We start from the raw sequence: 16,211 nt of genomic DNA, 5'->3' as shown, positions 1-16,211 counted from the left end.
GTTCCGTCATAAAGCATAACACCAGCACTATCATAGCCACGGTATTCTAATCGCTTTAATCCTTTTATAACAATAGGATATGCTTCACGATATCCAATATAACCTACAATTCCACACATATTATTATTCGTTTTTAATTAAAAATCTCTTTTAGGTAGAGATTTAAAAATTTTATATACTAAATTACTTTTAGAGTTTAAAATTACCCAAGCTGTTATTATGATTATATTAAAATCAACTATAAAATTTTGTTTGTTTTGGTACCAAATTTCTAATTTACCTTTAAAAGGATATAATTTATTAGAGTAAAAATCCCATGTATCCAATCCTTTTTCCTTAATAGCAGAAATCAATTGTTCTTCATCTCTAAAAACAATTGATCCGATACCCGTTAATCCTGGTTTTACATTATAGATAACTTTCTTAACATTGTCAGGATAAGTATTAAAACTTATTGACATAACTGGTCTTGGTCCAACAAAACTCATATCACCAAGAAGAATATTGATTAATTGAGGTAATTCATTTATTTTACTTTTACGCAAAAATCCTCCCATTGGAGTTATTCTTGGATCTTTTTTTGTTGTCATAATTCCTCCTGCCATATTCGGGCTATCTTTTAGCATGGTGGCAAATTTTAAAATAGAAAAAATTTGGTTCTTAAAACCTACTCTTTCTTGTTTGTAAAAAATGTAACCTTCACCAGTTAATTTTAGCCCAATAACTATTGGAATCAGTAAAGGCGATAGAATAAGGAGCAATATGGATGACAATAAAATGTCGCAAGTACGTTTGAATATTAAATACATTTTTTACTATTTACATTTTTTGGTCTAACCCTTTTCCTGTTTCAATGTGCTGAAAATCGGGTAAATATTTTTTTAAGCTATCAACTATAGATTGTTTATCATATTTTCCTAGATTCATAGTGTTTTTTAGATCCGCGACACAATCTTCAATTTTTGAAATAGGAAGTTTTCGAGCATTTTTTATCACGCCTAAACTTTCAAATTGTTCCATTTCTATTTCATCTATTTCTGTATAAAACTCTTCATACAATTTTTCGCCGGAAGTGTCTGAATCGAAAAAGTAAACAGGATAAGGTTTGCTTTCATCCAATTGATGAGCTAAATCTCTAGCTTCTTCATCTGAATGACAAAGTTGAATATCTCGATTAGAAGCTTTAAAAAAATCTAAAGTAATTGTTTTAAAAAAAGCTTGTTCTTCTTCCTCTAATTTTGGAAAGAATATTTCACCACTCTCACCAAGCATGCACGCTAACATACAAATTTGGCCACTTTCTTCAGGAGATACAAAAAATCGTTTTACATCAGAAGGACAAGATATGGGTTGATTTTTGAAAAGTCGTTCGATATAACCAGCCAATAGAGAGCCATTAGAAAAAGCAACGTTTGCAAATCTTGCCGTTGTAATTTGAATTTCAGAACTATATGCCATGATTACTTCTTCCATTAATTTTTTGGAAGCTCCCATAACATTTACCGGATTTGCGGCTTTATCTGTTGAAACACAAAAGAAATGTTCCGGTTTATGTTTTAATAACAAATCTAGAAACGCTTTGGCTTTAAATACATTATTTTCTATCATTGCCTCAATTGAAAACTGATCTTTTTCACTTCTAACGTGTTTGTGTGCTGCAAAATTGGCAACAATATTAAAAGGACCATGCGTCAAAAACATTTTTTCAAAAACTGGGTCGCCAAAACTCATTGGATAGGTAATGTACTCCTCAGGAACATATTGGTTTGGTGTACTTCTTAAATCTCTAGTTAATTCGGTTAAGCCATTTTCATTCGTATCTACAACTACTAATTTAGCTGGTTTGAATTCTAAGATTGCTTTGATGTATGATGAACCTATCGTTCCAGCGCCTCCAATAACTAAAACATTTTTGCCTTTAATTTTTTCAGTTAATTGCAGTTTGTATTTTTCAATATCTGAAGCAAATAAACTTGTTGGTCTTCTTGTAATGTATTCCTTAATAAACTTTGGAATGTCTATAATATTCATTTTTTTGTGATATAAATTCTTGAGTAAAATGTTTTTATTGTTTGAACAACTCTAGCCATTTCTGCTTTAGTTATTCCTGCCGAACTTGGAATACTTATGGAAGTGTTATAGATTTCAAGAGAATTGTTACTTTTAGTAACATAAATATCGTCTTCAAACATTTCTAATTGATTCATTGGCACCCAAAAAGGACGAGATTGAATATCGTTTAAATTCAAATAATCTAAAAGTAAACGCATGTACTTAGTTTTAAAAGTAAATAACCAGCAATTAGCCTCTACGCACGGCAAAACCATCTGAAATTCAATATCACCGATTCCTGAAAGCTCTGAACGATAATAGCTATCCATTCTTTTTTTATTTTCTAATAGTATTGGAAATTGCTCCATTTGTGCAACACCAATGGCAGCTAAGACATTTACCAACCTATAGTTATATCCAACCTCATCGTGAAGATATTCCATTGTACTAACTTTTGCTTGAGTTGTTAAATGCTTTGCCTTTTGGGCTAACGCTTCATCGTTTGTTACAATAACTCCACCTCCACCTGTTGAAATAATTTTATTTCCATTAAAACTAAACACCCCAAACTTTCCAAAACTCCCAGCATGTTTGCCCTTATATAGGGAACCAAGTGCTTCAGTGCTATCCTCTATAATATCTATATGATAGGAAGTTGCAATTTCTTGTAATTGTTCCATATCACCAATGTTTCCTAGCACATGAACTGGCATTATTGCTTTGATGCGTTTATTGGTCTCTTTGTTGAAAGAATATATTTTACCTTCAACCTCTTTAAATACAACATTCTCTTGTAAAAATGACTCTAAAAGTTCCAAATCCATTTGCCAATTTTGAGGATCAACATCAATCAAAATAGGAGATGCACCTGTATATTTTATTGCATTTAATGTAGCGATAAAAGTGATGTTGGGAGCAATAACGTGGTCTTCAGATGTTACTCCCGAAAGAATTTGAGCAATGTGCAAACCGACAGTGCCATTCATACAAGCTACGCCATATTTAACACCAGCATAATCGGCTACAAGCTGTTCAAATTGACTTACATAGGAACCGGCAGAAGAAATCCAGCCAGTATCTAGGCAGTCTTTCACATACTTCCATTCGTTTCCTGCAAGTTGTGGTACTGATAAAGGAATCATATTTTTTTTAGTTTTAATAAGTAATTTTGTGTAAGTATTTCTGGACGACTTGGTAAAGAAGGGAATAATCGAAAAGCAAAGTTGATTTGATTTGTAAGCACTGACCAAAATGTTGCAAATAGAATTTTAAAATCTAATAAAAATGATTGACGAGTGATATACCAGCTTTCCAACTGTCCTTTGAAAGGAAATATATACAATTGATAATATTGTTTTGAATCATATCCTTTTTCGCTATAAATGGTAACTAATTTTTCTTCATCTCTAAATATTAGAGAACCAATTCCTGTAATTCCTGGTTTTGTTGAAACTATCTTTGAACGAGCTTCTTCACTGTACATTCCAATTCCTTTTAAGAGTAATGGTCTTGGACCAATAAACGACATGTCACCAATTAAAACATTCCACAATTGTGGCAGTTCGTTAATTTTTGACCTTCGTAACCATATTCCTGCTTTTGTAATTCTTGGATCATTTCTAACCGTTAAACTACCATGTCCGATTTTAGAACTATTTTTTAGCATGGTTGCAAATTTCAAAATATAGAACGACTTCATGGATTTTCCAATTCTCTCTTGTCTGTAAAATATTTCTCCCTCCGCAGTAAACTTTAATAGAATAATTATCGGAATAAAAACAGGCATTAATGATAATATTCCGATTAGTGCAAATAAGAAATCAAAAAAACGTTTTAGATAAAGGTAATTACTATTCATTTTTCTAATGCTCTGGTGTTAATTTTAATTTTTTTCTAATGCTATCTGTCATTTGAAAATCATCGCCATGTCCAGGAAGTATGGTTTCGTTTTGTATTCGATTTAATAATTTAGTAATTGAGTTAAGATAATCACTTTTGTTACTATGAGGAAATGCTAAATAAGGCTTTCCTTTCTCTAAAATAGTGTCTCCTGTAAAAACAAAGTTTTTTACAAAAATTGAAATTCCTCCTGGACTATGTCCGGGAGTAATCATTATCTCAAATGTAAAGTCTCCAAGTTGTATCAATTCTCCATCGTATACTTTTCGCTTTTTTTGAAGGATTTTAAAAGGTTTTATATCTTGAATATAACAAGATAGATTCTGCTTTTCATTTTCAATATTTATTGCACAAGCTTCAGAACAATACAAATCAAAATCATGAAAAGTTGCCAGTTCATTAATTCCAGAACAATGATCGGAATGCTCGTGAGTTAAAAAAACTGCTACTAATTGCTTATTATTTTTTTTTAAATATTGAATAAGCAAATCGGTTGGATAATTGCCTAAATCAATCATTACAACGCTTTTATCATCAATAGATAACAAGTAAGTATTTGATTCTTTGTAAGGATTTATTAATCTATCAATCTTCAATTGCATTCAATAATATTTTTCCTGTTTCGTTTCTAGGAAACTCAACAATGTATTTAACTGTAATACATTTGTGATACAAGCCAGTTTTTTGAATTATAAATTCTTTTACTTCTGACAAAAGGCTGTCGTTAGTTAAGTAAACATTCATAATAGAATCATTTCCTTTACAAACACATTCTATATGAAAGTTATCTTTAATCAATAATTCGAGTTCGTCTAAGGAAACTCGCAAACCAAATAATTTTAAAAATCTTGATTTTCGGCCTATTATAAAATAAAATCCCTCATTGTCTCTTCTAACTATATCGCCAGTTTGGAGGTATCCTTTGCGTTCATCTCCTTTATTTAAATCTAAAATATTTTCGGCATAACCAAGTGTTACATTTGGTCCTTGAAAAACCATTTCACCAGTCGCCTCGCCATCGTTGGTAATTATCCCTTGATCATCAATAACAGTTAGTTTTCCGTTTGGAATTGCTTTTCCAATACTTCCTTTTTTTCTTTCCACTTCGCCACTATTAAGGAAAGCCATTCGAGCTGTTCCTTCAGTTTGACCATAAGTTGGAATAAACTTTAGATTATTATCTTTTGCATATTGAATACAATCTTGTAATAAATCTTCAGACATCTTTCCTCCACCTTGAGTGATTAATTTCAAAGTAGGGAAGTTCATTTTAAAAAAACGTAATTTTTTAAGAATTTCAAAAGTATAAGGAACACCTGTTATACTTGTTGGTGATTCACTTTTAAGCATATTCCAAAATGAAATATCTGTCAAACTACCATTAAAAAGTAATAGTGTGGCTCCTGCTTCTAAATGACTATTTATGACAGACAGACCCATCGTATAATACATTGGTAATAAAACTACAGGACGATCATTTTGATTTAATTGAAAAAACGAAGCTACATTTGATGCGCTTGTGCTTATATTTTGATAACTGTGACGAACCATTTTAGGACTTCCAGTAGAACCAGATGTTGGTAGTAATAAAGCTAAGTCTTCAAACAGTGTTATTTTGGTTTGAGAATATTCTATAATTCTATAATTTTTGTACTCATAAACCACTGCTGTATTAAACCAACTCCAAATTTTTTGGGGAATTATTAAATATTGTGGCTGGTAATTATTTAACAAGTTATCTATTAAGTCTCGATTTGTTAGAGGATTTAATAATACTGGTACAGCTCGATTTGATAAACATGCTAAATAAAGTGCTACAGATGGTACGGAATTCTCAGAAAAATGAAAAACCAGTGATCTAGTAGGAATTAAATCCTTTACAGAATTAATAAAACTGGATAACTCACCGTAAGTTAGCGAAAGATTTTGCTCATCTAGTAGAGCAATTTGTTCCTGATTATGTTGTTGGAAATTATAAAAATATTTCATAAAATTAAAAAACTATACTACCATCAATTCCAATTATTTGTCCTGTGATATAGGCAGATGCATCAGATGCTAAAAAAACGCTCAGTTCAGCAATTTCATCTGGTTCAGCTAACCTTCCCATACCAATAGCATCTGTTTTATTTTTAAATCTTGATTCCATTTCATTTAAAAAACGATCTGTTGCTACCATTCCTGGAGCTATAGCATTAACCCTAATTCCTAGCGGTGCCAATTCTTTGGCAGCAGATTTTGTTAAGGCAATGACTGCGCCTTTAGTTGTTGCATAAGCGGTTTGACCAGAAGCCCCTTTTTCGCCTACCAAACTTGAAATATTTATTATTGAACCTTTTTTTTGTCGAGACATAATTCGTGAAACAAGCTGAGTTAAAAATAATACCGATGTGACGTTTACTTCCCACATTTGCTTAAATTGATTCATATTAATCATTGGAATCATTTCATAAGTCACCATACCGGCGTTGTTAACTAGCACATCTATTTGACCTTCTTTTGTTTTTATTTCTAGGATTTGTTTTTTTACGATTTCATAATCGGTTACATCAAAACACAAGGGAATTACCCTTGTATTATAGCTGTTTGATAATTCTATAGCCCAATCTTCTAAGTGATCTATTTCTCGTGCTACTGCATATACAATTGCACCTTTCTTTGCCAACATTGTTGCTATAGCCTTTCCAATTCCTTTGGAAGCACCAGTTACAAGACAAATTTTATTTTCCAACAATCGTTCTTCCATACTATTATTCCAATACTATATCATATTTTTTTAAAATTATTTTCCCCTTTTCAAATGATTTAAAATCAAGGATATCTTCTGTATCTAAAATAACATCAAACATATCTTCTATTGATGTTACCAAATGAAGTTGCGTAATTGAGTCCCAATTATCAACATTAGTTGAAGAAAATGTGTCATTAAGCACCTCATCTTCAACTTCAAATACATCCTTAAAAACAGTTTTGTAATTCTCTAAATTTTTCATATTTATTTATTTTTGAAAGTAATTGACCAAAAGTCATTTTATTATTAATTTAATTACATACACAGTACATCGTCTAGTTGTACCTTAAATCATATTCATCTGTAAATAAAATCGGTAAAATTGCATTTGTATTAATTACTACATCTGCACACGCCCATGATAAACCAGCTCCAAATCCGCTAAAAAACAAACTCATTGTAAGGTTTTCTGTGGCGGAAAAATGATCTGCCAAAACAAGAGGAATAGAATTACTGCTATTATTTCCATATCTGTCCAAAGAAATAGGAATTTTCTCCATAGGGATTTTATTTTTTCTAGATAATTGCTTTAAGATATAAAGGTTTGCTTGATGTAAAACAAAATGATCAAAGTTTTCAGGAGTCTTGTTAATTTCTATCAAAAAATCTGAAATTAACTTTGGAACATCTGAAATTGAAAATCCAAATACTTCCATTCCTTTCATATGGGTGTTATAGTCGGACCTTATTATTCCATCGCTCCAGCTAACAGATTCATCAGAAGCGTTAAGATTACGGTATGCGCCTGAAGGAGTTATAATGCTTTTAAACCTATTTCCATCAGAACGAACACCAAAACTTGTTTGCATAGTTTCATCTGTTTTTTCTAATAATAAAGTAGAGCCACTATCTCCAAAGAGCATTATCATTGTTCTGTCATGTTCAGAAATTGTTTTTACAGAAGTATCAGCGGTAATTAATAATGCTTTTTTAGAATTGGATGAATTTAGAAGACTCATTGCAGTTTGTAATCCAAAAAGAAATCCTGAACATGCTAGATTGATATCAAAACACATACAATTTTCGCTAAGATTCAATCGTTCATGGATGATATAGGAAGAAGCAGGTGTTCGATAATCGGGCTTCTGACTTACAAAAATTAATAAGCCTATTTCAGAGACGTCTATATTTCTTTCATTTATAAGTCGTTTTGCAGATAAATAACCTAAATCTGAAGCGGTTTGCTCAGGAACGGAACGACAAACGCTACCAACACCAGTCATTTCAATAAATTTATCTACGTTTTCTTTACCAAACTGACTATAATAGGATTGGCTTTCTAATAGCTTAGTTGGTAATGCAACAGAAACTCCAGAAATTTTAATTTTATTTATTTTACTTAAAATCATGTCTTTTGTTTTGATTTTTACATTTCATGTGTCACAAAGCCATTATCAAAAAAATTATTTGTTGCAATAGTTTTTATTATTGCTGATTTTTCTATCTTGAACTCTGATATCATCATTGATAATCCTTCTCCAAAACTTATGGTCATGACATCAATAATTTCTTGAGTTCCGTTTTCAAAATTTTTTTCAAGCAGCAAAGGAATAGAAGCAGAAAAAGCGTATTGATTAGTATCAATAAAATAACAAGTTAAATTATTTAGTATACCTATTTCCTTTACTGCAAGTGCAATATTTCTATTCCATGAATTAATTAAAACAACAGGTTTTACAGAATTTTCCTTTAACTTATCAGAGATAATATTGGTTATTTTTGTTTTTAATTCGGTATCAATCGCTAAAAAATCGATGTGAAGATTTTCTTTAGATTGACAACCTCTTTTGTTAATTAGATTGTCAAATAAGTTACTTGTTCTAAATCCACCTGATGGAATAACATATTTTTGCCAATGACTACTCAATGTTAAATTCTCTATTTTAAATAATTCATCAGAATCTAATTTTTCAAGGAGCATTGCAGATGAACCATCAACTATTTCGTTTTGCAAATAATCATTATCAGAAAGTTGTTTGGATGTAGTATCTCCAAAAATGCATAATGCAAATTTTGTATTATTTGTTGTTAATAAGGCAGATCCAATATTTAAAGCTGTTTCAAAACCACAAGCACCAATAGGAGTATCAAAAGCTAAACAATCAATAGGTAATTGCAGTCGGTGATGTAAAACTAGAGCAGTAGCCGGTCCGCGATAATCAGAGGTTTTAGAAATAAAAAGTACTATCCCAATAGTGTTAATGTCAATATTATGTTCATTAATTATTTTAAGTGCTGCTTCATATCCTAAGTCGGAACTAGTTTGTTCTCTTAATGAATGTTTAGATTCGTTAGATGGTAAAGCAGTAGCGATAGCATTTATTTTTATTGATTTATGTTCAAATTTTACCATGTGAGAACTTTTTTAAAAATTGATTCTTTTGGCAGGATTTCCGAATACTGTAGTTCCAGCTTTTACTTTAGAAATTACTACACTACCCATTCCTACGATAGCTTGTTCTTCAACAACAACGTTTTGTAGCAATTTTGCTCCGGCGTTAATTGTAGCATTATTGTTTATTTTCACATAACCCGCAAAAAAAGCAAAAGAGTTTATCTGACAAAATTTTCCGATTTTCACATCGTGTCCCATGATAACCGAACTCTGCAAAAAAGAAAAACTATCTATTTCGACATCGCTAGAAATCACGCAGTGACTTTTTATACCAATCCCTATACCTAGTTTTACACTAGGTGAAACTATTGCTGTTGGATGAATTAAATTGATGAACTCACCACCCTTAGAAATTATGGTTTCAACAACTCGTTTTCTAACAATTACATCTCCAATAGCACAAAAAAAACAATCGTTTTCTTCAACTGAGTAATCAATAACATTCGATAAAATTTTTGGATATCCCATGGCCTCTATTCCAGTATCATCCTTACTTAAAAATCCTTTTATTTTGAATAGAGTTTCATTTTTAGAACATATTTTGGCTAAATCATATATTTCTCGAGCCAGTCCACCTGCACCTATAATTATTAAATTTTTCATTTTATTTTATTGAAAAGCCTCCGTCAATTACTATTGAACTCCCTGTCATCCATTTGGATTCATCAGACATTAAGTAGATTGAAAGATGTGCAACATCTTCTGGTTTTCCGAATCTACCTATTGGATAATTTTTTTTGTGTGTTTCTAATTGCTCCTCACTAATATTATTTTCCTCCAAAATATTTGTTTCTACAAATCCTGGCATTATTGCATTCACTCTAATTTGTTTGGGAGATAATTCAAGTGCCAAAGCTTTCGCAAAAGAATTTACTGCGCCTTTTGTTGCTATATACATTGCATTTCCTAAAGTAGCTTTTTGAGTTGCAACTGATGATATAAAACAAATAGAACCTCCGGAGTTAATTTTTTTATTTTTTAATAATTTCTGTATTAATAAAATTGAACTTTGAATGTTTACATTAAACATGTAATCTAAAACATTCTTTTTTATATATTTTACCGGCATCGTTTTTACAATTCCAGCGTTTAAAACTATTCCATCAAGCAAAGGAAGTTGTTCAACAAGCATGTCTAGGCTAGCCTCATCACTCAAGTCAGCATCTATAAACAGATGTTTACCCTCACTAAGCATTTCTTTAGTCTCTAATAATTTCTCTTTATTTCTTGCTGTCCCAATTATATTTGCTCCTTGTTTAGAATTCTCGATCGCAATTGCTCTTCCTATACCAGAAGACGCACCAGTTACTAAAATATTCTTATTGGAAAGACTAAAAATTGTTTTCATAAATTATAAAACTCTTGGTAATTATGATTTATTTTTTGCTTTGATAGTTTCTATAAGATCGGCAATTGTTGAAAGATTTTTAAAATCGCTATGTTGTATATGAACACCAAAATCATCATCTATCATAGCGATAAGAGATAAATTTGTTAATGAATCCCAATTGTCAAAATCTCTAAATTTGTCAGTTAAATTAATATCCTGATCTTCCACTTCTAAAACTTCTTTGAATAATTCAATAAATTTTTGTTCCATGATTGTGTGTGTGTGTTTTTATTATTAATATATTATTTTTGCATTGTTATAGAATAAAACTTTTTCAAATATTTAATTCTTACCCGTTACCTTCTATCTTTTTGTGTAGAGTTGGTTGATGCCTTTCCAAATTATTGTTCTTTCAAAATTTCTGGACCACTCTAAACCATTTTCACCATATTGGATTGTGATTTCTTTGTTTAATAGCAAATGTTTCATTGCGAATTCAAGTTCCTTCTCGGCTTTTGGACTGACTAAAATTCCATTGAAGTTATCAGAAACGGCGTCAATTGTTCCTGTTCCAGTGGTACTTATAACAGGAATTCCCATTGCAGCTGCTTGCACCAGAACATTTCCAAAACCTTCCCACCATGCTGGTAAAACAAAAACATCTAACGTCAAAATATATGGAGGCACTTCGTCTTGTAAAACACGACCTACATTAATTATTGCTGGGTGATTATTTATTTTTTCTATCAAGGTTTTGTCAGCAATTTGATCTGTCTCAAAAGGACCAACTAAAAGCAATCTAGTGTTTGAATTCTCTTCATAAATTTTACAGAAAACATTATAAAGTTCATTAATTCCTTTTCTGTCTACTATTCTTCCTAAAAAGCCATAAACAAATTTATCTTTCAAGTTATATTTATCAACAATCTCTTGTTTCTTATCTATGTATAATTGATTTAAAGGGTTGAATAACTCAAGATTTACCCCATTACTGCTTCCTTTATTTATAACATTAGACTTTTTCTTGGGAAAAATATCGGCTTCAATTCCTAATTTCTGCACTGAATTACTGATGCAGATAACTTGATGTGCACAAAAAGAAGTTATCTTTTCCATAGCAATTAAAATCCTTCTCTTTACTCCTCTCTCATGTTCAAATCGAAAGCCTCTACAAGTATAGATTCTGTTTTTTATACCTAAAATTTTTCCTGCAATCATTCCTAAAAGAGCTACTTTAGGAGTTCCTAGATTTATTATATCTGGTTTTACTTCTTTAAAAATTCTAATTATTTTTAGTAAAGTTTTCAAATCTTTCCATAAAGATATTTCTCTTTCTATATTTATAATAAGATGGTTGCAACCTTCCTTTTTACAAAAATTTGCAGATCGTTCGCTATACGGAGCTAAAAGATAAGTTTCATAGCCAAGTGATTTAAAATAAGCTAATTGACCTAGTAATAAATTTACAGAGCCTTCTGCAGTGATACCTACAATTAGTTTTTTAGATTTCATCTTGAAAATGGTTTTCGGTAATGTTGTAAAAAGCTATCATGTTTTTTAATTGGGCGTCATTTCCGCCATTAATTACATTTTGGGTAACCAATTTCACACTTTGCGTGCCTTTAACTACCAAGGGATCTTTATTATATTTACTATTTGTTACCAATTTTTTACTACCTAATAACACCATTATTTTCATCCATAAATCGTCTGCTTGAGGTGCCAATTCTTTAATTTTTTCAATATCATTAAAATCTTTGTAAAGATCACTTTTACTGTATAGAGTTCCATAACCTCCAGTTTGAACTATTAAATTAGAAGGTTTTTTATCGATACTGTTATGCAACCATTTTTTGTATGGTTCAACTTTACCAAAATTAATTTTTAATTTATGAGCTCTATTGGTTGGTACACAATTAGGATATTTACTTTTCAACGCTACTAAATTTAAAATTAAATCCTTTTCATAATATAAATCATCATCTAATGTAATTATATAATCATTAGGAAACTCTTCAAGTGCATAGAGGTATTTTTTATGTGATCTTAAATCCTCTTTTATAAATTTAATGGTCAAGCCTCTATCTTGTAAATTCAATAAATTTTGAGGCAACTTTTCGTCCTTAAATTGGTCACTTGATAGCCAAAGTAAAACCATATCGGGTTTATAGGATTGTCTTAAAATGGTCTCAATAGAAATCCAAACATCATTTATTCTAGCAGGAAAACTAGTAAGCGATACAATATATTTTCGCTCTCTTTCTTCTGTTTTATTTATTCCTATACCTGCAGTTTTTGCAGTTTTTTCAAAATAAGACGGTAGTATGTTGTCATAACAGCGCTTCACAACTTTTGCGGCAACTCTATTAATAATTTTGGATACAATACCAAATCTTGTATCGTGAGGCAGCGAATAATAAATTTTATATAAAATGTTCATGACAATTTTAGGAATTCCATGTATTTATCTACAATTACATCTTTTTTCCAATTTCTTGCTCTTTGTGATGCTTCTTTACTAAACTGTTCTCTTAGTGTTTTGTCTGCCATTAATTTTTGAAGTGATTCAGACAATCCTTCGATGTCTCCTAAAGGTACCACTTCACCAGATACGCCACGTTCAAATAGAGATTCATAAGGAATACTATCAAAACAAACTACTGGCAATCCTGCAGACATAGCCTCGCACAAGGCATTAGGAAACCCCTCTAGCACAGAAGGTAAAACAAATATAGATGATCTACACAGCCACTCATCAATATTGGAAATGGCTCCTAGAAATTGTACTTGTTCAATAATTTTTAATTCCGCAGTGAGGTTTTTTATTAGCTTTAATTGAGGACCTTCTCCAGCCATAACTAATTTCCAATTTCCTTTTTCTGAAATTTGAGCAAAAGCTCTGACTAATGCTTCAGGATTTTTTTCCCAAGAAAAGCGTCCTGCATAAAAAATAATTTTTTCTTTTTCAACATCATATTTTTTAATTTCTCTTATCGCATTGGGTATTATTATTTGATTAAAATTTACACCAAACTCTTTTCTTTTATAATCAAATGACCTCTGCGTTTGAGCTATAAATCCAGATGCCTTTGGATAGAAAATTTTCTTTAACCAATTTATATGCTTTGGGAATTTGAAATCTGGACTTGTTCTATCTGAGATATAAACAGGTACTTTTAAACCTTTTGATGCCATGAGAGCAAGTGGATTAAATAAATCACCAAAACACAATACGCTATTAGGCTTTTCAATTTTAATTTGCTTTCTTAAATAAAAAAGCAATCTAGGATAAAAAAGTATTTTATTTAGTAATCCTCCACTTCTTTTAAAGTTAGGTTCTTTAACATTGATAGCTGCATCTAATTCATAGAAAGGAATACTATTTATACAGGAAACATAAGTTACTTTAACGTTTTTTTTTATAAATCCATTAGACAAAACGGATAATGCTCTCTCTATTCCACCCATTTTTCTAGATGGTGCAATTATTAGTACTTTTTTCATTTTCTAACTAATATGATTCATGAAGAGATGCGCTATGTAAAAATTGTATATCTGGCCATTTCTTTATTATTTGTTTTAATAACTCCTGTAATAAAATAAGATTTCTATCACGATTAGTTTCTTCTAATCCGCCACAGAAATTAATTCTATGGGTTCCAATTATAGCAGGTTTATTCCATCTAAAAGCTATTGAAATACTCTCCATACATTTATCAACCCAATCTACATCATGATTTAATGAGGGTTCAAACAGGCCGTTCCTTTGAAAATAATATTGGCCAAGATCATTTTTTTGACCATTAAAATGAAATATTTTCTTAAAAGAAGTACCTCCTTCAATAGGTAAATTTTGAAATCTAGATCCTTGTAAAAACTTCACCTCGTTTTCTTGGAGTATTTCTTCAATTTTTTTATCCCAAACATAGCATGGCGCAATGGATGATTTAGATTTAAAACCAAAAATGGATTCAAACAAGACAAGACCTTCATGAATACTTTGTTTAATAATTTCTAAATCTGCTTCCGAATTGTAATCATAAGAAGCCATCAAGTTGCTTCTCTTGTTAAAATGATTTTCAAAATCAATTGAAAAACAATTGTGTTGAAATGCTCTTATAAATGCAGAATTATTATTTTGTATTCTTTGCATCCACATAGGTAGATTTAAATGTTCTCTGCAATGAAATTGCGGATAAAAGTACTTCTCGTCAATCCCTTTAGTAAACACTTTAAGAGCATTTTCAGAATCTCTTTTAGCTAAATAGGTCTTTGTAAAAGGCTCAAAGAAATAGTGTTTATAATTGGATTCTTTGATTTTTTGAAAATCTGGATTAGCTACTACTGTATTAGCAGTTACAATTGGTGTATTATTGTTGATATCTTTAAACTGACTTAAAACATCAAATAATTTATCTAAATCTGTTGCCGTCTCAAGTGTATCATACATTGAGAATGGATCATTATTCTTGATTAACCCTTGATCTAAAAAACTATTTCTAGTTTTAATATTGGGTATACGAATAGAACCCCAATCGTCAGATTCTAAAACCAAATATTTTGCTTTTAAGTTTTTTCCGGGTATGTTGATTAGATTTTTTTTTAAATATTCAATCATGAGTTATTTTTGAAATTTCATGACATCACCTAAATCATCACTTGTAAGAAATTCTACATCGGGCCATTTTTTAAGGATGCTAGTTAACAATATTTTTAGTTTTGCTAAGGATTTTTCTCTATTCTCAGGGAAAATAGAACCACTAAAATTTACCCTATGAGAACTAATTACTGCAGGTTTACCCCATCTAAAAGCTATTTCAATTTCTTTTAAAGTGTCAGATACCGAATCATTATTTTGGTTTTTTGAAGGTTCGAAATTGCAATTTCTTCTCCAATACATCATATTATAAGAATTGGTATCACCCCAATATCTGTTTTTTATTTTTAAGGAATTGTTTGTTGGAATAAGTTGCTGTCCTCCTTGATGGTATAAAACTCCATTTTCTGAAAGTACTTTATCTAAATGTTCGCCTCGGATAGATTGTGACGCCATAAAACTCTTAGATTTAAAACCGAAAGTTTCCTCAAATAGTTTCAATCCTTCTTTAGTAACTTGTTCTATTTCTATCTTTTCTTTTTCATTAAAATACTCAAAAGCCGACAAGTACATTTTTGTTCTATCAGAATATTTGTATAAACCTAAAAGCGATTTGTTTTCAAATGCTATAAGTTCATTTTTATTGTCAGAGTTTAATGCAGCAAGCCAATGTGTTGGATTTAGATGCTCTCTTCCATGAAATTGAGGCCATAATAATTTATTTTTCAATCCGTTTTCCAACCAGTAAGTCAGTACATCTTCACCGCTTCCTAGAATTGCATAACTGTCTTTGAGATTTAAATAGGAATACGTTTTGTAATCAGACTTTTCAATTTTATTAAAATCTGGATTGGCAACAACTCCAACCGCAGTAATTTTTGCAGGATTATCATATTTGTCTTTAACAGAATTTAAAACTTCAAAAAGGAGTTGTAAATCAGTAATAGATTCTAAACAATCATATTTGGTGAAAATAGATTTATGTAAATTTATACCTTGTTTTTTTATCTCAATGTAAGCCTCTTTGGAATGTGTTCTTATACTTCCCCAATCATCAGACTCTATTACAACAATTTTACGGTTAGTTTTCCAACCTCTCCAATTTATATAATTTTTTGCTAATAGTGTTCTTAAATTCATAACTGAT

General features: G+C 30.7%; 18 protein-coding genes. All 18 read right to left on the bottom strand.

Going from position 1 to position 16,211, the window contains the following annotated elements:
- Positions 1-137: 137 nt before the first annotated feature.
- The 18 genes from ABD766_RS14390 to ABD766_RS14305 all read right to left on the bottom strand — a co-directional run bounded on the left by ABD766_RS14390 (position 138) and on the right by ABD766_RS14305 (position 16,204).
- Positions 138-809, bottom strand: coding sequence for a sugar transferase (locus ABD766_RS14390; protein WP_344817342.1), 672 nt, complete (start codon positions 807-809; stop codon positions 138-140).
- A 10-nt stretch (positions 810-819) separates the two neighbouring features.
- Entirely contained in the window at positions 820-2,031 is a 1,212-nt protein-coding gene (locus tag ABD766_RS14385; RefSeq protein ID WP_425556587.1) for a polysaccharide biosynthesis protein, read from the bottom strand.
- A complete protein-coding gene (locus tag ABD766_RS14380) occupies positions 2,028-3,194 on the bottom strand; it encodes a LegC family aminotransferase (RefSeq protein ID WP_344817341.1) in 1,167 nt (388 codons plus the stop codon). Before ABD766_RS14380 ends, ABD766_RS14385 begins: the two co-directional genes overlap by 4 nt.
- A complete protein-coding gene (locus ABD766_RS14375; RefSeq protein ID WP_344817340.1) occupies positions 3,191-3,910 on the bottom strand; it encodes a sugar transferase in 720 nt (239 codons plus the stop codon). The genes ABD766_RS14380 and ABD766_RS14375 overlap by 4 nt, the downstream gene beginning before the upstream one ends.
- Positions 3,911-3,914: 4 nt before the next feature.
- Positions 3,915-4,553 (bottom strand): MBL fold metallo-hydrolase, encoded by a 639-nt coding sequence (locus tag ABD766_RS14370; protein WP_344817339.1) that lies wholly within the window; start codon positions 4,551-4,553, stop codon positions 3,915-3,917.
- Positions 4,537-5,940 (bottom strand): AMP-binding protein, encoded by a 1,404-nt coding sequence (locus ABD766_RS14365; RefSeq protein ID WP_344817338.1) that lies wholly within the window; start codon positions 5,938-5,940, stop codon positions 4,537-4,539. Before ABD766_RS14365 ends, ABD766_RS14370 begins: the two co-directional genes overlap by 17 nt.
- Before the next feature lie 4 nt (positions 5,941-5,944).
- Positions 5,945-6,697, bottom strand: a complete 753-nt coding sequence (locus ABD766_RS14360; protein WP_344817337.1) for an SDR family NAD(P)-dependent oxidoreductase — start codon at positions 6,695-6,697, stop codon at positions 5,945-5,947.
- 4 nt (positions 6,698-6,701) lie between these two features.
- Positions 6,702-6,944, bottom strand: coding sequence for a hypothetical protein (locus ABD766_RS14355; RefSeq protein ID WP_344817336.1), 243 nt, complete (start codon positions 6,942-6,944; stop codon positions 6,702-6,704).
- Between the two features lie 73 nt (positions 6,945-7,017).
- On the bottom strand, positions 7,018-8,091 hold the full coding sequence (locus ABD766_RS14350) for a ketoacyl-ACP synthase III (RefSeq protein WP_344817335.1): 1,074 nt from the start codon (positions 8,089-8,091) through the stop codon (positions 7,018-7,020).
- Between the two features lie 17 nt (positions 8,092-8,108).
- Entirely contained in the window at positions 8,109-9,095 is a 987-nt protein-coding gene (locus tag ABD766_RS14345) for a beta-ketoacyl-[acyl-carrier-protein] synthase family protein (RefSeq protein WP_344817334.1), read from the bottom strand.
- Positions 9,096-9,107: 12 nt separating this feature from the next.
- On the bottom strand, positions 9,108-9,740 hold the full coding sequence (locus tag ABD766_RS14340; protein ID WP_344817333.1) for a NeuD/PglB/VioB family sugar acetyltransferase: 633 nt from the start codon (positions 9,738-9,740) through the stop codon (positions 9,108-9,110).
- Between the two features lies 1 nt (position 9,741).
- Positions 9,742-10,485 (bottom strand): SDR family NAD(P)-dependent oxidoreductase, encoded by a 744-nt coding sequence (locus ABD766_RS14335; RefSeq protein ID WP_344817332.1) that lies wholly within the window; start codon positions 10,483-10,485, stop codon positions 9,742-9,744.
- Between the two features lie 21 nt (positions 10,486-10,506).
- Entirely contained in the window at positions 10,507-10,737 is a 231-nt protein-coding gene (locus ABD766_RS14330; protein ID WP_344817331.1) for an acyl carrier protein, read from the bottom strand.
- 93 nt (positions 10,738-10,830) lie between these two features.
- A complete protein-coding gene (locus ABD766_RS14325) occupies positions 10,831-11,979 on the bottom strand; it encodes a glycosyltransferase family 4 protein (protein WP_344817330.1) in 1,149 nt (382 codons plus the stop codon).
- Positions 11,969-12,907: a glycosyltransferase gene (locus tag ABD766_RS14320; protein WP_344817329.1), complete on the bottom strand. Its 939-nt coding sequence runs from the start codon at positions 12,905-12,907 to the stop codon at positions 11,969-11,971. Before ABD766_RS14320 ends, ABD766_RS14325 begins: the two co-directional genes overlap by 11 nt.
- Positions 12,904-13,971: a glycosyltransferase gene (locus ABD766_RS14315; RefSeq protein ID WP_344817328.1), complete on the bottom strand. Its 1,068-nt coding sequence runs from the start codon at positions 13,969-13,971 to the stop codon at positions 12,904-12,906. The genes ABD766_RS14320 and ABD766_RS14315 overlap by 4 nt, the downstream gene beginning before the upstream one ends.
- A gap of 7 nt (positions 13,972-13,978) precedes the next feature.
- Positions 13,979-15,085 carry a polysaccharide (de)acetylase gene (locus ABD766_RS14310; protein WP_344817327.1) on the bottom strand — a complete coding sequence of 369 codons (1,107 nt, stop codon included), beginning with the start codon at positions 15,083-15,085 and terminating at the stop codon, positions 13,979-13,981.
- 3 nt (positions 15,086-15,088) lie between these two features.
- Positions 15,089-16,204: a polysaccharide (de)acetylase gene (locus tag ABD766_RS14305; protein WP_344817325.1), complete on the bottom strand. Its 1,116-nt coding sequence runs from the start codon at positions 16,202-16,204 to the stop codon at positions 15,089-15,091.
- Positions 16,205-16,211 lie beyond the last annotated feature (7 nt).

This window comes from Flavobacterium cheonanense (assembly GCF_039539185.1).
GTDB classification, from domain to species: Bacteria; Bacteroidota; Bacteroidia; order Flavobacteriales; family Flavobacteriaceae; genus Flavobacterium; species Flavobacterium cheonanense.
This window is presented reverse-complemented; position numbering and strand designations above follow the sequence as displayed.